The sequence below is a fragment of the Embleya sp. NPDC055664 genome (assembly GCF_053618075.1).
Window position 1 is genome coordinate 38423 of the sequence record NZ_JBSHGZ010000021.1, and the last position, 17473, is coordinate 55895.

General features: G+C 70.1%; 16 protein-coding genes and 1 pseudogene. 7 read left to right on the plus strand and 10 right to left on the minus strand.

Going from position 1 to position 17473, the window contains the following annotated elements; translation table 11 throughout:
• Positions 1–10: 10 nt before the first annotated feature.
• The 4 genes from ACWGR4_RS28790 to ACWGR4_RS28805 are packed head-to-tail and all read right to left on the minus strand — an operon-like array spanning position 11 to position 2026.
• Complete coding sequence (locus ACWGR4_RS28790; RefSeq protein ID WP_452133398.1) at positions 11–853, minus strand: hypothetical protein; 843 nt, start codon at positions 851–853, stop codon at positions 11–13.
• The gene (locus ACWGR4_RS28795) at positions 850–1296 is read right to left on the minus strand and encodes a hypothetical protein (RefSeq protein ID WP_452133397.1); all 447 of its coding nucleotides are present in this window, start codon (positions 1294–1296) and stop codon (positions 850–852) included. Before ACWGR4_RS28795 ends, ACWGR4_RS28790 begins: the two co-directional genes overlap by 4 nt.
• A 30-nt stretch (positions 1297–1326) precedes the next feature.
• Positions 1327–1833, minus strand: a complete 507-nt coding sequence (locus ACWGR4_RS28800) for a hypothetical protein (RefSeq protein WP_452133396.1) — start codon at positions 1831–1833, stop codon at positions 1327–1329.
• Complete coding sequence (locus ACWGR4_RS28805) at positions 1826–2026, minus strand: hypothetical protein (protein WP_452133395.1); 201 nt, start codon at positions 2024–2026, stop codon at positions 1826–1828. The genes ACWGR4_RS28800 and ACWGR4_RS28805 overlap by 8 nt, the downstream gene beginning before the upstream one ends.
• 619 nt (positions 2027–2645) lie before the next feature.
• On the opposite strand from ACWGR4_RS28805, the gene ACWGR4_RS28810 reads away from it, so the two are divergent.
• From ACWGR4_RS28810 to ACWGR4_RS28825, 4 genes are all read left to right on the plus strand, one after another.
• On the plus strand, positions 2646–3674 hold the full coding sequence (locus ACWGR4_RS28810; protein ID WP_452133394.1) for a tetratricopeptide repeat protein: 1029 nt from the start codon (positions 2646–2648) through the stop codon (positions 3672–3674).
• Between the two features lie 304 nt (positions 3675–3978).
• On the plus strand, positions 3979–4800 hold the full coding sequence (locus tag ACWGR4_RS28815) for a replication-relaxation family protein (RefSeq protein WP_452133393.1): 822 nt from the start codon (positions 3979–3981) through the stop codon (positions 4798–4800).
• 1645 nt (positions 4801–6445) lie between these two features.
• Positions 6446–6709, plus strand: a complete 264-nt coding sequence (locus ACWGR4_RS28820; protein ID WP_452133392.1) for a hypothetical protein — start codon at positions 6446–6448, stop codon at positions 6707–6709.
• Positions 6710–6826: 117 nt separating this feature from the next.
• A complete protein-coding gene (locus tag ACWGR4_RS28825; RefSeq protein WP_452133391.1) occupies positions 6827–7099 on the plus strand; it encodes a hypothetical protein in 273 nt (90 codons plus the stop codon).
• Positions 7100–7145: 46 nt separating this feature from the next.
• Here ACWGR4_RS28825 and ACWGR4_RS28830 read toward each other — a convergent pair whose 3' ends face one another.
• The 3 genes from ACWGR4_RS28830 to ACWGR4_RS28840 all read right to left on the minus strand — a co-directional run bounded on the left by ACWGR4_RS28830 (position 7146) and on the right by ACWGR4_RS28840 (position 9986).
• Positions 7146–7595, minus strand: coding sequence for a hypothetical protein (locus ACWGR4_RS28830; RefSeq protein WP_395799850.1), 450 nt, complete (start codon positions 7593–7595; stop codon positions 7146–7148).
• Between the two features lie 584 nt (positions 7596–8179).
• Positions 8180–8821 (minus strand): hypothetical protein, encoded by a 642-nt coding sequence (locus ACWGR4_RS28835; RefSeq protein WP_452133390.1) that lies wholly within the window; start codon positions 8819–8821, stop codon positions 8180–8182.
• Between the two features lie 640 nt (positions 8822–9461).
• Positions 9462–9986: a DUF6193 family natural product biosynthesis protein gene (locus tag ACWGR4_RS28840; protein WP_452133389.1), complete on the minus strand. Its 525-nt coding sequence runs from the start codon at positions 9984–9986 to the stop codon at positions 9462–9464.
• 963 nt (positions 9987–10949) lie between these two features.
• Here ACWGR4_RS28840 and ACWGR4_RS28845 point away from each other — a divergent pair.
• On the plus strand, positions 10950–11714 hold the full coding sequence (locus tag ACWGR4_RS28845) for a class I SAM-dependent methyltransferase (RefSeq protein ID WP_391589345.1): 765 nt from the start codon (positions 10950–10952) through the stop codon (positions 11712–11714).
• Between the two features lie 261 nt (positions 11715–11975).
• Here the strand turns inward: ACWGR4_RS28845 and ACWGR4_RS28850 are convergent, their stop codons facing one another.
• Positions 11976–12335, minus strand: a complete 360-nt coding sequence (locus ACWGR4_RS28850) for a hypothetical protein (RefSeq protein WP_452133388.1) — start codon at positions 12333–12335, stop codon at positions 11976–11978.
• 370 nt (positions 12336–12705) lie between these two features.
• Between ACWGR4_RS28850 and ACWGR4_RS28855 the strand changes: the two are divergent.
• A pseudogene (locus ACWGR4_RS28855) lies at positions 12706–13035 on the plus strand (DUF6193 family natural product biosynthesis protein); the annotation flags it as partial.
• Positions 13036–13374: 339 nt separating this feature from the next.
• Entirely contained in the window at positions 13375–13824 is a 450-nt protein-coding gene (locus ACWGR4_RS28860; protein ID WP_452133399.1) for a DUF5959 family protein, read from the plus strand.
• Positions 13825–14300: 476 nt separating this feature from the next.
• Here the strand turns inward: ACWGR4_RS28860 and ACWGR4_RS28865 are convergent, their stop codons facing one another.
• Both ACWGR4_RS28865 and ACWGR4_RS28870 read right to left on the minus strand, forming a co-directional pair.
• The gene (locus tag ACWGR4_RS28865; protein WP_452133387.1) at positions 14301–16139 is read right to left on the minus strand and encodes an NHL domain-containing protein; all 1839 of its coding nucleotides are present in this window, start codon (positions 16137–16139) and stop codon (positions 14301–14303) included.
• Positions 16140–16480: 341 nt separating this feature from the next.
• Positions 16481–17371, minus strand: coding sequence for an IS5 family transposase (locus ACWGR4_RS28870; RefSeq protein WP_452134264.1), 891 nt, complete (start codon positions 17369–17371; stop codon positions 16481–16483).
• Positions 17372–17473 lie beyond the last annotated feature (102 nt).

Sequence of the window (17473 nt, forward strand, 5' to 3'; positions counted from 1 at the left end):
CGGGATCGGGTCACGCGCGCACGCGCGGTGTCGGGGCGGATTCGGCTCGGGTGGTGGGGTCGAGGGACATGTATGCGTCCAGGAGGGTTTCGAGTACCGGGTCGGGCCAGGGGCGGGTGTCGGCCCAGGTGGGGCGCCGGTGGCCGGTGGCGATGTCCTCGTACAGGTCGGTGACCGTGACGTCGCCCCCGATGTCTCGGGTACCCGCGGGCGAGGCTCCGGTCCAGGCCCAGCGGATCGCCGCGGCAAGGCTGTACCGCTCTGCGGCGTCGGTGAGTTCGATGTGGGTCTCGGGCGGGGTGTCGAGGATCAGTCGGGCGATCTCGGGTGCGGTGGGCTGGTGCATGCCGCCCCGGTACGGCACGGTCGGGGGCAGGTCGGCGTGTTGGGCGAGGTCGTGGTCGATGAACGCGACGCTCGTCTCGTCGTCGGCGATGAGGATGTTCGTGGGTTGGATGTCGCCGTGGTGCCATCCGGCGGCGTGCAGCGCGTGGAGGGCGTCGAACGCGTGGTGGGTGATCGCGCGCAGGCGCGGTCCGGTGTCCGGGGTGGCGCGGCCCTCGCGGGTGGGCAGGCACCACATCCACAGGGTGGTTCCGGCGCGCCACGGGAGCGCGGTCCACACCCCGTCGCCGACGCGTCCGCGGGCGCCGGTCGCCGGGTGGAGGCCCTGGGCGTGCAGGAGGTCGACGGCGCGGACCTCGTGGAGGAGGTTCGCGACGGGGACGGCTTCGGTGGCGGCTTTGATCTTCCAGTCGCCGACGCGCCAGGCGAGGGTGTGATGCTCGGTCAGCGGCTGGGGGGTGTCGGTGAGGGCGAGGGCTTCGATCGCGGCGGCGAGCAGCGGGTTCATGTCCCCATCCTGGCGTGCGGGGGCGGGGTGTCGGTGTCGTTCGGTCCGACCCGGCCGTGGAGCAGCAGGTCGGCGATCGCCTGTGCGATCGGCTGGTCGGCGAGGGCCTGGACGAACCCGAACTCGCCGTTGGGGTTGGTCTCCAGGTACCACCAGCCCTGCGCGGTGACGACGAAGTCGAGCGCGGCGTAGACGAGTCCCAGGTCGCGCACGTGCGCCACGCACGCGTCGGCGACTGCGGCGGGCACGACGAGCGGTGCGTGGTGGCAGCCACCGCGGGGTGACGTGCGCCAGTCGAGGGCCCGATCGTTGGTGGTGATCCGGGCGCCGAACACAGCCCGGTCGACCACGGTCACCCGGGCATCGAAGACGCGGTCCTCGACCAGGGCCTGGAGGTAGTGGACGGTGCCCGCGACGCGGTCCAAGTCATCGTCGGGTCTCACCCGGGTGGTCGGCACCAGGGGGAGGTCGCGCTAAGTCAGCGCCTTGACCACGACCCGGTCGTGGTGATCGCGAATGAACGCGCGGGCGCCGGCGGGGACGCTGGTGAACAAGGTGTCCGGCACGGCAAGTCCCCTGTGGTGGGCGGAGGCGAGCTGCGCCGGCTTGAGCGCGGCCGATGCCGCGGCAAGCGGGTCGTTGCACCACACCTTCAGCCGGTGCGCCTTCAGGATTCCGAGGAGCGCGGTGGTGTTCTCGTGGGCGCGCCACCGGTCGACGGAAGCGGCGATCGTCTCGGGTCGGGTGGGCTTGCGCCAGTACACCGCGCACGTGCGGTCCATCGGGACGATGCGGTCGCCGTGGCGCAGGACGCCGTGCCAACGGCCCGCCTGGAACCGCCCGTCGATCTCGAGGTCGTCGCGCAGCCGTCCCGGGTCCAGGCGCACGACGGCGGCGCGACCGCCGAGCCGGTCCACCACCAGGTCGGCGGTGAGATCGTGCTCGGCGGCCACGACCACGACCGAGGGCCGGTCAGTCATCCGTCTTGATGCCCTTCGGCTCCTGGGTGCCGGTGTAGTCGGCGACCAGCGACGGGTCGGCGGCGTGGATCAGCAACGTCCCGTCCGCGGTCACGTTCGCGGCGAGGTCGGGGTCGAAATGGTGCTCGGGCAGCGGCCGCACCGCGCCGGTGGGAGCGGTGAGCGCGCGGTCGAGGATCAACGGTCGCGTCATGTGAAGGTTCTCCTTCGTCCGTCCGTGTGGGCGTCGGGCCCACCGCGTCGGTGTGTCGCGGTGGCCCCGCACCCCACGGTCCAACCGCGCGCGGCGGGCCGGGGAGGTCAAACCGGCGGACACTTCACGGACATCACGCGGACATTCCCCGCCCGACCGCGAAGGCGGTGACGGCCGGACGCACGCGGTCCTACCGTGGAGGTCGGGTTCGCCGCAGCCGCACGGGAGCGCCCATGGGCAGCACCACCGCGACCACACCGATCACCGAACGGGTCCCGAACACGCGCCTGCGCCGCGAGGCCGGCGCCCGCGGATGGTCCTCGGCCCGGGAGTTCGCCGCCGGTCTGGACGCCGAGGCGCGGCGCCTGGAACTGGGGGTCGTGTTCGACGAACGCACCGTGCGGCGCTGGTTGTCGGGACACAGCCGCTGGCCCCAACGCGCCCACCGGCTGGCGCTGGAACGGATCCTCGGACTCTCGGGCGCCGAACTCGGGTTCGTCTCGCCCATGTGCGCCGACACGACGGCGTTCCCGGGCATGCGGCAGAGCCCGCGAAGGTCTTCGGCGTGCGGGACGGCGCGGATATCGTGGCGGTGTCGCCGGCGGCGGGAGGCTCGGACGTGGAACGGCGGGAATTCCTTGCCGCGACAGGCGCGGTCCCGGGGCTGCTGTCCCTGTCGGACGCGCCCTCCGCATCCGCGGCGCCGCTCGCGCGCACCGGCACGGTCCGCGTCGGCGCGGGCGACGTCGTTCGGGTGCGGGCCATGACCACGGCGCTGGGCAACGCGGCGGCCGAACTCGGCGGCGCCATCGCGCGCACCGCAGCCGTCCGGTACCTGACCGACGAGGCGTCACCGCTGCTGGACGGCACCTACACCGACACCACCGGCCGCGAACTCCACGCGGCGGTCGGGGAACTCGCGCACCTGATCGCGTGGATGGCCCAGGACGAGGGCGCCCCCGGCCTCGCGCAACGGTACTTCGCGCGCGCCCACCGGCTCGGCGACCTCGGAGCGGATCGCGAACTCGCCTCGACCGCGCTGCGCGGCATGGCGGTGCAGGCGATCGACGCCGGGCATCGCGCCACCGCCGTGCGCCTCGCCGAGGAGTGCGTACGACACGCGCAACCGCTCGCCGACCCCCGCGCACACGCCTACTACGAGACGACCCTGGCACAGGCCGCAGCCCTCGACCAGGACCACGCCACCGCCACCCGATGCCTGACCTCCTCCCAGACCCACATCGAACGCGCCCCCGCCCAAACCACGGGAACGTCCTGGGCAAGCCACTACAGCATCGGCCGCTGGGCCCACGAAAGCGGAATGGTCCTCGCCCGCCTCGGCGAACTCGACGAAGCACAGGCCCACCTGCACCACGCCCTCGACATCCACGGCCTCGACCGCAGGCGCACCCGCGCGATCGTCCTGGCCGACCTCGGCGAACTCCACCTACGCCGCGGCGACCCCGACACCGCGATCACCACCTGGAACGAATTCGTCACCTGTGCCAACGGCGTGCGCTCCCTCAAGGTCGACACCGCCGGCCAGGACATGCGCGCCCGCCTGCACCGCCTCCGCGCCGACGGCATCCCCGGCGCCGACGAACTCGAACACCGCGCCCACCACACCTGGACACCGGACACCACCTGACCCCAGAGGGCATCGACACGGGGCCGCGAACGCATGGACGCGCCCGGGGTGCATGGAAGGTGCACGAAGGTGACGCAGAGGTGGCATGGAAGTGGCACGGCCCGGTGGTAGGGACCGTCACCCTGCCCACGCCGGTCAAGGGGGACGCACCCGACCCCTTGACCGCTACCGGGCGTGCCCGTTCGACCCCTTGACCTGTGTCCGCGGGATCGGGGCGAACCGGGGCGAACAGACGCCGGACAAGGGGGGTGCGCGCAGGATGCCCGGCGTGCGCGGGAGGGGCCCGCGCGGCTGGAGGTCGACCATGGAGTTCGAGTTCGAGGACGATCCGTTGCGGGCGCGGGTGTTGTCCATGCTGGGCGCGGTCCGGGTGGCCGACACCGCGCAGCTGCATCGCGCGCTGACACCGCATCTGACGTCGCCGGCGTACGTGCGACGGGTGGTAATGCAGCTGCTCCACGCCGACCTGGTGGGCCGGGTGCCTCGCGGGCGCGCGTGGGTGTGGCACCTGACCGAGACCGGCCGGCGCGCCCTGGTCGAGGCCGGAGCGCCCGAGCGGCGGCGCGCCGCCACCGGCGAGGCGGCGCTGCGCAGCGGGTTGGCCGCGCACGCGCTCACGGTGACGGCGACCGCGATCGAGTTCGCCCGGCACGGATGGGGCGAGATCACGGACTGGGCGGTGGAGGTCGCGCACCCCATCGAGGGCGGGCGGGTCACCACCGACGCGGTGCTGACGCTGGAGCAGCGGTGGCTGCGGGTGGAGGTCGATCGGAAGTCGATGGCGGAGTGGCGCCTGATACGCAAGGTCGCCGCCTACGGCCGGTACGCCACCCACCGCGTACACGTCGGACCGCGCCGGCTCCAGGGATCGACCCGGCCCGCATGGCAGGCCGCCTACCCCGGGCCGCTGTGCCCCTCGCTCCTGGTCGTCCTCGCTGGCGCCGGTCGAGCCGAACTCGACCGACACAGTAACCGCGTGATGCGCGCCGCGCTGAAGGTGCCGGCGGTGCGCGACGGGGTGTTGATCGTGAACATCTGCCGCTTCGACGCGCTGCGCGAACACGGGCCCGACGCGACGATCTGGGCGAACTCCGCCGAGATCCTGCGTCGGGGCACCGACCGGTAGCCGCAGGGGTGGGGCGTGGGGTGCGGCCGGCGGTGCGTTCGAGGGTGAAACGTGCTCGAACGGGGCCGGCCGCATCGTGCCTGGTCAGGGGCCATGGTCAAGGGGTCGCCGGGACGCCGACATCTCTCCCTGGTGTGTACCCGCACCGGGAGAGACACCCTCCCCCTGCCCTTCTCCATCCCGGCGGCCCCGGCCGGGCGCGTGCGCGGCAGGGAGGACCAGGAGCAACAGCGCGCCGGAGCCTTGCCGGGTCGATGTGTGGTTCGTCGGATTCGCGTGAGGTTCACGGGGGACGAGGCCCGGCGTGGCGGTCCGGTGTGTCCCCGTCGCCGTCGCACCGGCCGGCCCTTCCCCCGTGGCCGCTGGGTTTCACCTCTCGGACGGCGCCGGTCCGCGCGGCACCGGCGCCGTTTGCGACCGGCGAGCGGTGGGGTGGCTTCTCGTTCGGGTGCCGCGTTCACCTCGTTCGGGTGAAACGCACGGATCCGGACCGGTCGCATCGCGGGACGAATCGCATCGCTGATTCACTCGTATGGGTGAATACCGGGGGGTGGGTGGACGGCGTTTGCATGAGACAGGCCGTCGATACGCCTTTTCGGGTGAGGGAACGGCTTCCTTCGTGCGGGTATGCACTTGCACGGATGACGGCTCGAAGGCCGGCGAATCGGCCGTTTCGGCTCTGTGGACACGCGAATCGGCGTCGATCGGTCGTGGCGCATCGAACGCGATCGTGGGCATGATGGGCGGGCTGCCGTTCGTTCGACCGGACCTTCCGACGCCGGGGTTGTTGCCCGTTCGGAGGGTCGTCCCGCGGGTGAGCGTGTGAGCGGAAGGCCCCGAGGTCGCGAGCCAGGAGCCTTCCGCCCTACCGTCCGGCAGAGTGCTGGGTCACGGGGAGTCCGGTCGGTGGAGACCGGGCCCTCGACCCAACGCTCAGAAGAGACCGAGGCGTCGCAGCTCGTCGACGAGCGCGATGACCGTCGGCGACCAGTCCCTGACGTGCGGACCACTCTTCCGTACGACCCTGCCGAGATTCCTCAGTCGTTCCCTCTATCGGGGCCACACCGCGGAACCACCTGCCCTCCCGGGTCACGTGCCGGACGAGATCCGGACGTGTCCGCAACCCCGCGGGAGCATCGGACCTCCCCCGAGAGGCGGTCGGCGGACAAAATCTACGGCACTACGGGTACGCAACGACGCTGGCTCGTCACGGTGAGTTCATCCTTTCGAGTGACCGAAACGAGGAACCCGCGACCGGCGACGCGGCGCGCCGCACTCCTGAACTGGGCTTTTCCGATGTGGCGCACACCACAGTCGAAAACTCGAAAATTGACGAAACGGCGACCAAGCCGGCTTTCCATTACTCCTCATATGTCTTGTTCACGAGTGAATATGCGTGTTTCCCGAGCGTCGGAAAACGGCGTCCCTCCGCCCGCCGCATCCCGCCGCACACGGTCCGCCCCGCCTAGACCACCGCCGCTCCTCGGCGGTACCGGGACCGACGAGGACGACAGCAGGTTAGATCGCCAACTCGGCCCGCATCCGCACAGTCTTGTGCGGGTTCCAGCGTTCCGCCGGTCGACGCCGACCACCCGACGCAGCGCCGTCGCCGGCGGGATCCCGCAGGTCGCCGCAGAATCGGGACATGGACGTGCCTCAGACGCACGGGTACCTCGTGCTCCCCGGCTTCGGCGACGTCGAGGTCACCCTCGACCTGTTCGACTGGCCGACCGAGGACGAGGCCCTCCCCCATGCCTGGACCGCGATCGTCGACGGCACACCGGTCCTGGAGACGGGTGTCGAGGGCGTCCTGCACCTCGACACCGAACCCACCACCCTCGGCCACCGATTCGTCGTCGCCGTCGCCGGAGGCCACGTCGCGCAGATCATCGGCCACAACCCGCGGTAGCCGGCGCAGCCGGGCCCGCAGAGCGCGGTGCGCGGGTTCGGGATTCACTCGAACGAGGCGCGCGGGCGGCGGGGTGCCTCGATCGGCTCGCCCCGGCCATCCCGTATGGTCGAACACATGTCCGAAGATTCGTCGTCGCTGCCCGACCGCCTTCGACCGCTGCTGGAGTACCAGCTCCGCTTCGAGCGGGCCCACCTCGCGTGCCTGTGCGCCGCCGAGGCCGGCGACGACGACACTCTCAACGACTGCCGCGCCGAACGCCTGAACGCGATGCGCGCGTTGATCACCGCCCGCGCCGACGCCGGCGCCGACAGCGCCCCCGACCGCCAGGCCCTCAAGGTCGCCGCCATGGCCACGCTCGCGAACGAGACGGCTGACACCCCGGAGTAGCGCGGCCCGACGGGATCCGGTGGCCCGAAGGGGTTCCATCGGTGGGTCAGAAGCTCCAGCTGTAGAGGCCGCCACCCGTGTCCACCGCGGACACCGCGAGCCGGGCGACTCCCCGCACGACCCCGAGCAGTTCCTCGTCGGTCATGTCGTCCCCGTCGGTCGGCCTGATCCTCGCGGTCCAGCGATGCGCCAACTCCGCCAACTCGGTGGGGCCGGCATCTGCCAGGGCCCGGATCAACCGCTGAGGCAGAGCGAACACCTCGACGCCGTCATTGAAGGGGCCGACCACCCACTCCGGCCACCACCGGTGCAGGAGTTCGGGCGCCGGGATGTCCGCGGACGGCTCCGAGAAGTACATGTCCCACTCGGCTATCGCACTGTCCGGCTCCAGGAAACGGCATGCCACGGACTCGAAAGCCCGCCCGGGCCCCGTCCCTTGCGTCGCGGCGGCGACTTCGTCGTCGGGAGCGAGGAAGAACACTACGTCCCATGCCATCCCCACATGATCGCAGGCCGCGCAACCGTCACCGGTGACAGAAATCCCGACCGGTCACCCGAGGTGTGGCTGGTCGAGATAGGTGTCACCAGTGTCCCGTCTCAAGTGATCTGGTCTGGGTGCGTGGCCGTGACCTGCGGCGACCAGATCGATTGAGACGCCGGGTTGCCGGAAATCTCAGTCGATCCGGTCCCGGGCGCGCGGATGGCAGCTGGTGTCTCAGTTGATCTGGCTCCGCCCGGCCTCGAACTGATGGCCCTGGGAGTCTGAGCCACGAGGTCGAGCTTCACGTTCTGCAACGACTCGGCAGGTGATCCTCCCGGAGCCGTCCGGCGATCCGTCGGCCCCGGGTGCCGTCGAACGGTCCGATCACTTCCATGTCCACTCCCGCATGGGTGAAAAGGTGGCGGGGATACGTTCGTTGTCTTGCACTCCGATTTCGATCACGGCTACGAGCCGCGGTGATCCGTTGTGGACGGGTGTTGCGGACGGGGCAAAGAACTGAGGCGTTCAGCAATGGCCGGCGAATCTTTGCGAACTCCGCTTCGGCGTGTCGATCGACGACGCGGTCCCGACTTCGTCGATCACGGTGTCGGCGTAGGTTTGGGATGGCCGGCTGTCGTTGTGTCCGCGACGATGTCGCCCGATGTCTCGATGACGTCGAGGAAGTGTCGGAAGACCGGCCATGGCAGCGTCCATGCCCCGTGGGCCGTGAACGTCGCCTGATCGGCCGTCGCGGCAACGAACGAACCCTCCGCCGGCTGAGCATCGGGGATTTGTACCTCGATGTAGTTGTTCTCGGACGTCTCGGGGGCGACCTCATACAGCTCGTAACACCAGGAACCCCGGTCGCCGATGTGGAACGAGTTCACCTCGAATCGCCGGTCGGCGAACTGCCATTCGTTGTTGGACGAGGCCAGGGTGCCGATGTCCGAGGTTGCCTCGTGCCCGTGGGTAACGTCGCCGGAGCCCTCGATCAGGTCCACGAAGCGGAGGAGGACCGGCCATGGGGTCCGTCCATCGTGGATCACCGTCCGGACGTGCTCGGCCTGCTTCGGGGTGAAGGGACCGTCGTCCGGCGTGGCGTCGGGAATGATCACGACGAGGTACGGTCCCGTCCCGGGCGCGCCGGCGATGCCTGCCAACTCGTACCGCCAGGCGTCGTCCGGCAGGCTGTAGCCCGAATCCACCTCATAGAGCAGGCCGTCGTGAGCCCAGACGTTCATGAGGGCATGATGCCAGGAGGCCGCGGTTGTCCGGGCACTTCGGCGGCCCGGCGTTCGCCCGGGGCCGGCGCCGTGCGGAGTTCCCGGGTCTCCGCCTCCGAGCGGCGGATGCGCGAGGTGGCGGTTTCCAGGTGCGCAACGGCGAGATGTCGGCGGCGCGTTGCCGGTCGGGCGGGATCGCTGCCGACGGCGGGCCGGGGTGACGTCGACGGAGCCGTTCGATCTCGGCGCGCAGATCCTGCCGTGGATAGAGCCAGGACCGGGCCTGGTCCGTACATACGAGCGTGGAACGCCCACGCCACCGCGTCACCCAGAAACCAGGTGTCACCCAAAAGAGACGAAGCCTCGCCTCGAACTGTCCTGTCGCAATGCAGATGTCGTACCAAGCAGGCGTGAGCAGCGCGGTTGCCATGTCGACTGAGAACGCCCGCCGCGCTGTTCTCAAACGACGTGGCTTTGCAGAAGTGGCGATAGAGAGGCCCCGCCCCTGGGATGGTGTGATGGCGTGCGAAGCGGCGAGCGAGTTCGGTGGTGGTCAGCGGGTGGAACGTTCGTGCTGGGCAACGCCCTTGGTCCGTTGTTCGGTCTCACCGGGCCTTGCCTTTGACGGCGAAGAGTAGGTGCTCTGCCGGCTCCGATGTCACCGCCCGAGGCGGTCGGCTCGCGTGCCGGCGGGTTCGAGTGCGGCCGGGAAATGGGCGGTGACCAGAGCGACGGCCTCCTCGGCGGTGTCGGCGAAACCGATCACGGTGGAGCTGCGCGGCCGCCGGACGCGGAACCGCCCATCGGACAAGGGGTCGACGCACGGGACCCGCGGGACGTACGGGTATTCGGTGGAGCTGCTGAAGCACAAGGTGTGGTGGCTGGTGAAAGGAAAGAGCTGTCGCAGACCGGGTTCCGCGAAAGCCGCCTCAAGGAGTGGAACGATGCCCGGGTACGGCCGCGTCGGACGGAGGATCTCATGGCGCTCACGCATCCACTGCCAACTCAGCATCAACCGCTGCCACTTCACCTCGACCGCAGCGGCCGGCCCGCGTTCGTGGGCCGCGGCCAGATCGGGAAGGGCGGGCCTGGGCGGCAGAGAGTCGCCCTCGACACGGGGGAAATGGTCTGAGCTCACGATCCCATTGTGATGCTGACCCACCACCCGGAGAAGGTCAGCCACTCTCGTGATCCTGGCTGTCCCGTCTCATTGACCATGTCATGAAGATGCGGGCTGACAGGTCTGGGTGAGACTCGTCTCGTGGGTGACTTGCTGGGCCACGGACCGCTGCCCGGATGGTGCCGGCAGTCTCATCGAGCATGGTTGAAGCCCAGGCGCTGAGCTGTGGTTCGTCAGCTTGACTGAGACGCCGAAGAGGCAATTCTCGCTGGACGTGGCAGTTTCCGGGACTGCAGCGAAAGTCTCAGGCCGAAGCCTGATAGCCGTCACGAAGGCAGGCGTGTCACCTCGCGTCGGAGCCCGCCGCTGCCGGGAGATCGCTTCTGGCAACTCCGGTGCAGGCCAATACTGAAGTGGCGTCGGCGTTGAGGAAGAGCACGAACGTCCATGACGTATCCGATGGGCGGATCTGGCCGATGCGGAGGGGTTCCTTTGCCGCCTGGAAGAGGAGGTCGACGGCGGCGGCAAGGGCCAGAGTTGCCTGGCCGCGCCTTTGGGCGAGGCGAAGCCGGGTTCGGTAGGTGTGTGCGAGTTGCTCGGCCGGAACCAAGCCGTCCCAGACGACGAAGGCGCCGTCGGCGAGTGGGGCGGCGCGCGGGCCGGCAAGCGCTGGTCTGTGCGTGGAGCATCGCGGCGAGGTCGTCGCGGGTCATCTGGTGCAGACGCCCGGCCGGAGCGCGCTGAGTGCTTTTCAAGTCCTCGGCTTCGGCTTCGCCGTTGCTCGCCGTGCGGGCCCTCGCCTCATCGAGGTGGCTCGGACGGGTGCTCAGCCGGAGTTGGCTGGCTGCATAGCCCGCCCCGACGACAAACAGCGACCGATGAGTCGTGACACGTCGGTTGGAACCTGGCCATGATCGTTGGAACCACAGGACGCCGGGCCGCAGTTCGACCTCGTGGTGCCCTTGAGGCATGCGCGACCTGACCCACCCTTGTCGGAATCCGATCGATCGACGAGGATCGGTTCGCGTGAACCGTGCCTACGACAACGAGCGACTGGCCAACTCCTACGAACGCGGCAATGACATGCCCGAGAGTGCCCTGCGGGCCTGGGTCGAGCTGATCGCATCACACCTGGACCGTCCGTCGCCGGCCATCATCGAGGTCGGAGCCGGGACCGGGATGTTCGCCGCGGCAATGGCACGCTGGATCACGGGCTCCACCGTGCTTGCAGTGGAGCCGTCCGAACCGATGCTGTCCGAAGCGCGCCGTCATCACCCGCATCCGGCCGTGCAGTATGCGTCCGGATCCGCAGAGTGCCTGCCCGCTCCGGCTGACGCCTTCGACATGGCCTTGCTCTCCCGGGTGATCCATCACCTACCCGACCGTCCCGCAGCCGTGCGCGAGCTTGCCCGCGTACTGCGTGCCGGCGGGACAGTCATTGTCCGCACGACGTTCAAGGAGCGGCTGGACGCCGTGGTCTACGACTACTGGCCCCGGTTGCGAGCCGTCGACGCACACAGGTTTCCCGGCGAGGAGGAAGTCGCCGCGGAATTCGCCGCCGCCGGCTTCGCCTTTCGGGGGACCACGTCGTTCGCACAGCCCGTCACCCGGAACCTGCGAGACTACCACGCCCGGATGGCTACCCAACCGCAGTCGAAGTTTGCCCACCTGACGACAGAGCAGTTCCACGAGGGACTTGAGCGCCTTGCCCGCGCGGCCGAGAGCGAGCCACTCGACCAGCCCCTATCCGTCACCGAGCGCTACGACGTTGCTGTCTTCGGCCTTCGGTGAGCTCGGCTCCTCTGACCAGCTGTCCTGTCTCGTTGAGCTTGTCTGTGGATCTCGTGCTGAGCTGCGGGGTTGCCAGGTCGGATGAGAACACTCAGCGCCGAAGCCGAACTCCGTAACGGGTGAATCCGGAGATCGATCGACGGGCGTCTCGTTCGTCTGCGTTCACGAATGATCGGGTCGGCCGTGTTTCGAGCGGGCACCAGACCTGGGGGCGCCCGCCAGCCCGGCCACTGCCGAAGTTTGATCGCTCCCGCGCCGTTGTCAGGGCCGGAGTTGCCGCGCCTGCGGGTCGAAGCAGTTGAGACCCAGCGACGCGGCAACCTCCGCTGCGTAGGCGGATGTCTCCTCGGCCCTGCTCCAGCTCATCGGGACGTAGATCAGCGGGCCGCAGGCAGCGCCGATCAGCGGCCCCGCCGACCAGGGCGAGTCATCGTCGTCGATCTCCGTGGGATCCGGCCACCGTTCCAACAGCGCGGCGACGAAGGCCGTGATGCAATCCACCGGGGGAACGGCGGGCCCCTCCGTGTCCATGTACCGGTCGTACAGATCGACAAAGCACCTGGCCGCAGCGGCGTTGTCCGCCGGCCGCTCGCCCTCCCACACAGCAAGGTCGTAGCTCATCGACGCAACCTGCCATCCCCTACCGACAGCAGCGCAACCGACCGAATCTTCGGAAACCACGAGCGAATCGGATCGGGTTGCCCGAGAACGATCTGGCGAACCAGATCATCCGAGACGACGAGCGAATCGGACCAGATCAACTGAGACTGGGTCCAGATCATCACGGACGGGACAATCGGGTTCCCACCACCGTGTCCCGGCTCACCTGTGCCGGGACACGGTAGTTGGAACCGCGATGACATGGTCACTTGGCGGTTCGAGGCTCGCGGGACACGCTGATTGGAACCAAATGGTCAGGCTTCTAGGAACCTGCGATGAGTTGCCAAGCTTGTCGGAACCGGTTCCGATCAAGGACCGGGATGATGTCGCCATGGACACAACCCCTCCGAGCCGGGCGCTCGTCGAAGCAGGTTGGCAGAAGGTTCGCGCCGACGGGCGGATCCGCCCGGCACTGCTCGAAGCGGCCTACGCCGAACCCCACCTGCGTCGGTTGTTCCCCTGGACAGGAATGGGAGAGCTGCACTTCAGCCGCTGCACAGAGCAGCGATGGACGTGGGACATCCCCTACATCCAGCCCGCGACAGGAGGCGGCTACCGGGTCTCCGGCCCCCTACGCGGTGAGTTCGTGGGACCGGCGGCGACGCCGGAGCAGGCCGTCACGATGGTAGTCGAACGCCTCCCTCCCGGCTGTGGCCCCGCCTTCGTCGGAACTCCCGAGGAACTTGCCCTCCACGAGGCCACGAACCAGTCCGTCAGCCCTGAGAGGTTGTCTTTGATCTGCCTCAAAGGGCGCTCACCGTGTGGGGGAAGGCTTCGAAGCGAGTGGGCAGTTGGGCGGCGGGGCCAGGCTGTCGTGGGTGGTCTCGGGGGTCCCGGGGGCGAGGTGTTGTTCGACGTCTTGCTTCACGGTGAGGCGGAGTGTGCCTTGGTTTCGGGTCTTTCGCCGGGATCGGGCGCCTCCGATGTGTCGGTGGGGCGGTGGGAGGCGGGCTCGCCGAACCCGTCCTCGGGCACGCGTCGCGCCGGTAGGTTGCCGACCATGGACACGAACACACGGCCCGACGCCGTCGCGTGGATCCCGCTGGCCGAGCCGGCCTCGGGCGTCACCGTTCGCATACGCGCCACCGACTCGCACTACGACGCGCAGTTCGCCGTCGCCGGCGGCTTCGTCGACTGCACGGTCGAAACACGATTCGACCGGAGGGACACCGAGGCCTGGCGCCTGATCCTGCGCGCCATCACCTATTACGAGGGGGAGAAGGACCCCGAACCCGAGCAGGCGTTCACCGCGGACTGGCCCCGCTCGTCCGACACCGCCCGGCTGCGATTCGTCATCGGCGAGGCATCCCGCGTCGAGATCCACGACGGCACCGACACCGGCGTGTTCGTGTCGGTGCCGCTCCTCGAGGGCCAGGCGTGGATCACCGAGTCCATGAAACGCTGGGACGCCAACCGCGCCGATTTCGGTTTCCCCCACGGCGGCCCGTAGACGTGACCACACGCGCCCCGCGCCCCGCGACGGAACGCCCGCGGTTGCGGGTCGGGCCGGGCCACCGGACACCGTCGCCCGGCCGGGACCGGCACGGACGTCGCGTCCGGCCGCTCCCGTCGCCGATGCGAGGAGAGGGACGCCATTCGCGTGCCGGGGCATCGCCGGTGACGGGCGCCGCCCGCGGTTCGGGCACCTCGGCGAGGGCTCCGATCCCCGGGCGCGGGCCCGTGTCGGTCTCGACGTGTCCGTACGGGTTCACCCGGGTCCGCACCGGCACCGCCTCCGTCGCGGTTGCACGACGAAGGCGACTGCGGATCGCCGGCACGGGCGGAGGACTCCCGAGGACCGGACGCACGCGCCGACGGGTCGCCGCGGACGGCCACCCGTCGTGCCGCGGCGGCTTCGGGAGAACCGGGCCCGCACGGCGGCATCGGGGGCCGGGCCCGTGCCGCCTCCCGATCCGCGGTGTCGGCTCAGTCGATCGTGGCGGTCAACGGTACGGGCGGCAGGTCGCCGATGGCGATGCTCCCGTCGTCGTGGGTGCCGGGTCGTGCGTCGGGCAGGGCGTGGATGCCGATGGTGAGGATCAGTCCGTGGCGGTGGGTGGTCTCGGTGCCGGCGTACGGGTCGTAGTAGGGGTCGAAGGAGAAGACGAGGGTCCTGCCGTCGTCCTCGAGGCGGGTGTCGTGGCCTCCGGTGATGGTGTTGCGGTCGTAGTACCAGCCGTGGGAGGCGCCGCCGGTGAAGACGAAGCCGGTGGGGGCGGTGAGGCGGTGTTCGACGGGGCCGGGGGCGGTGCCCGCGGGCCGGTTGCCCAGGGCGCGGATCTCCAGGTTGAGGAGGGTGAACCGGTCGGGGGCGGCCCGGGGCACGTTCACCTGGACGACGCGCAGGGGGGTGTCCTCGGGGCGCGTTGCCGCGACGACGGTGACGGGCAGGGTGTAGGTGTTGTTGGACAGGTCGGGGTCGCCGGCGTAGCGGATCTCCACGGTGCAGGTGTAGGTGCCGGGGGGTGTGTCGGCGGGGGCGGTGACGTGGGTGGTGGCGTCGAGGTAGCTCTGTTCGGGCCGGAGTCGTTCCCCGGTGAAGGTGAGGGTCACGTGCCGGGCGGTGGTGCCCGAGGGGCCGCGCAGGGGGTCGGCGAGGGTGAGGACGACGGTGATGTCCTCGCGGGCCGCGGGGCGGGGGCCGTGGTTCTTGACCCGGACGCCGAGGTCGAACTCCTCGCCGGGGGTCACGGAGGCGGGGGCGACGACCTCGCCGTACAGATCCGCCGTCGGCGGGGCCATGGTCGCCACGGACGCCACCGCGCGGATGCGATAGTTGTTGGTGTCCGCGATGTAGAGGTTGCCCGCCCGGTCCAGGGCGACCCCGAACGGGTAGCTGAGCCGGGCGGACGTCGCGGGCCCCCCGTCGCCCCCGTACCCCGCGGTGCCCGTGCCGGCGACGGTGGTGATGACGCCGCTCGGATCGATCCTGCGGATCCGGTGGTTGCAGGAGTCGGCGATGTACAGGTTGCCGGCGTCGTCGACCGCCAGGCCCTTGGGCTCGTTGAGCGAGGCGGCGGTGGCCGGGCCGCCGTCACCGCCGTTCCCCGCCATGCCGGTGCCGGCGACGGTGGTGATGACGCCGCTCGGATCGACCTTGCGCACGCGGTGTCCGCCGTACTCCGCGATGTACACGTTTCCGCCGCCGTCCACCGCCACACCCATGGGATAGGGGATCCAGGCGGCGGTGGCGGGTCCGCCGTCACCCGAGGGTCCGGGCTTCACGCCGCCCGCGATGGTGGTGACCACGCCCTTGGCGTCCACCCTGGTGACGGAGTTGATGCCGTACTCGGTGATGTAGAGGTTGCCGTCCGCGTCCACCGCCACATCGCTCGGGCGGTTGCTCCCGGGGTTGTCGACGGTGGTGAGGATGCCCGTCGTACCCACCTTGCGGACCATATGGCTGGTCTGGTCGGCGATGTACAGGTTGCCGGCGTCGTCGACCGCCAGGCCGAGAGGGAAGTTGAGCCGGGCGGCGGTGGCGGCCCCGCCGTCGGGCGGGTACCCGGCGGTACCGTTCCCGGCGACCACGGCGATGGCACCCCCGGGGGACACCTTGTACACCCGGTGAAGAGAACTGTCGGCGACATACACGTTGCCGTCCCGGTCCACCGTCAGACTGAACGGCGATTCGATCGCCGTCTGCGTGGCGGGCTTGTCGCCGAGAATGGATCCCCGCTGCCCGGTGCCCACCACCGTGGTGATGGTGCCCCGCGCGAGGCCCGCAGCCTGCGGGCCGGTTCCTGAAGTGCTCGCGTTCGCCATGACTGCTGCTCCCTTGTCGTGAGGAAGACCGGAGATCACAGAACCCGACCGCTTCGCGGTACCGACGCGAGGCGGCGAACGGACGCCGAGGTACGCGGATTCGTCGTCCTTCGCGACGATATACGCCAACCACCCCTGTGGGCAGGGCGATTGCAGGCCACGGAACGAGCGAGACACGGTGCCGGGCGAGTACCGGCGGCCCGACGACGAAGCCGAACTCCGGGGCACGGGCCGGACGACGACGCGCTTGCCACGCGGCTGCGCGGATCGGCGCGAGACCGTCCTCGAACGAACGAGTCCCGGTCGCGGGGGAGGTCGTCCCGAGCTCGCGGATCCGGGGGTCAGGCCGCGCGTTCGTGCTTTCGCCAGGAGGGGGTGGTGCGGATGGCAGTGGCGCCCTTGCGGGTGAGGCGCTTGGTCATCACGGCGATGGCCGCCCAACCGATGTGGGCCTCGCTGTGGGTGGGCAGGGTCTCGTGGTCCCGGACGTTGCGACGGGCCCGCAGCGTCCACGAATTCGTACGTTCGACCACCCAGCGTTTGCGCAGCACGACGAAGCCCTTCGCGTTCCTCGGTCGCGGGACGACCTCGAGGGTGATGCCGAGGGTGGCGGCCCAGTCGGCGAGCGGGCCGGCGTATGCGGAGTCGGCCCAGGCGACGACGATGCCGGGATTGGTCAGCCGCAGCCGCAGCAGGAGGTCGCGGGCGGCGTCGGCGTCGCGGACGTCCGCGCCGGTGACCAGGATCGAGACCGGGAGGCCGAGGTCGTCGACGGCGATGTGGCGTTTGCGGCCGTTGATTCTCTTGCCCGGGTCCCAGCCCCGTGTCGCATCGGGGACGGTCTCGGACGCCTTGACGGACTGGGAGTCCAGGATCACCGCCGCCGGGCGGGGGCTCCTGCCCGCCCGGATCCGCAGACGGCGTCGGAGTTGATCGCGGATGTGGGTGACCACCCCGGCGGCCGCCCACCGGGTGAAGAATCCGAACACGGTCTGGAACGGCGGGTAGTCCGCCGGCAGCGACCTCCACTTGATCCCGTTGTCGGTGACGTAGCGGATCGCGTCGACGATGTCGCGGCGATGGTGCTTCTCGGGACGCCCTCCACGCGGGGTCCGGCAGGCGGCCACCGGCAACAACGCCTCCAGCACGGCCCATTCGGCATCGGTCGTGTCGGAGGGGTAGCGCCGCCGCCGCATCCGCGCCGCCTCCCGCAGTCCGGGTCTGGTGCGCATGGCCTTGTCGGGGGGGGGGGGCCGCCCGGGGGGCGCCACCCCCCCCCCGGCCCGGGCCCGGTGCCGCAGGCTCAACAGTCGGATGGCCTGGTTGAGGGCATC

Coding starts and splice junctions, on each gene's coding strand:
- ACWGR4_RS28790 (WP_452133398.1), bottom strand. CDS start 853: ATGAACCCGCTGCTCGCCGCCGCGATCGAAGCCCTCGCCCTCACCGAC.
- ACWGR4_RS28800 (WP_452133396.1), bottom strand. CDS start 1,833: ATGACTGACCGGCCCTCGGTCGTGGTCGTGGCCGCCGAGCACGATCTC.
- ACWGR4_RS28805 (WP_452133395.1), bottom strand. CDS start 2,026: ATGACGCGACCGTTGATCCTCGACCGCGCGCTCACCGCTCCCACCGGC.
- ACWGR4_RS28815 (WP_452133393.1), top strand. CDS start 3,979: ATGGAGTTCGAGTTCGAGGACGATCCGTTGCGGGCGCGGGTGTTGTCC.
- ACWGR4_RS28820 (WP_452133392.1), top strand. CDS start 6,446: ATGGACGTGCCTCAGACGCACGGGTACCTCGTGCTCCCCGGCTTCGGC.
- ACWGR4_RS28825 (WP_452133391.1), top strand. CDS start 6,827: ATGTCCGAAGATTCGTCGTCGCTGCCCGACCGCCTTCGACCGCTGCTG.
- ACWGR4_RS28830 (WP_395799850.1), bottom strand. CDS start 7,595: ATGGCATGGGACGTAGTGTTCTTCCTCGCTCCCGACGACGAAGTCGCC.
- ACWGR4_RS28835 (WP_452133390.1), bottom strand. CDS start 8,821: ATGAACGTCTGGGCTCACGACGGCCTGCTCTATGAGGTGGATTCGGGC.
- ACWGR4_RS28850 (WP_452133388.1), bottom strand. CDS start 12,335: ATGAGCTACGACCTTGCTGTGTGGGAGGGCGAGCGGCCGGCGGACAAC.
- ACWGR4_RS28860 (WP_452133399.1), top strand. CDS start 13,375: ATGGACACGAACACACGGCCCGACGCCGTCGCGTGGATCCCGCTGGCC.
- ACWGR4_RS28865 (WP_452133387.1), bottom strand. CDS start 16,139: ATGGCGAACGCGAGCACTTCAGGAACCGGCCCGCAGGCTGCGGGCCTC.
- ACWGR4_RS28870 (WP_452134264.1), bottom strand. CDS start 17,371: ATGCGCACCAGACCCGGACTGCGGGAGGCGGCGCGGATGCGGCGGCGG.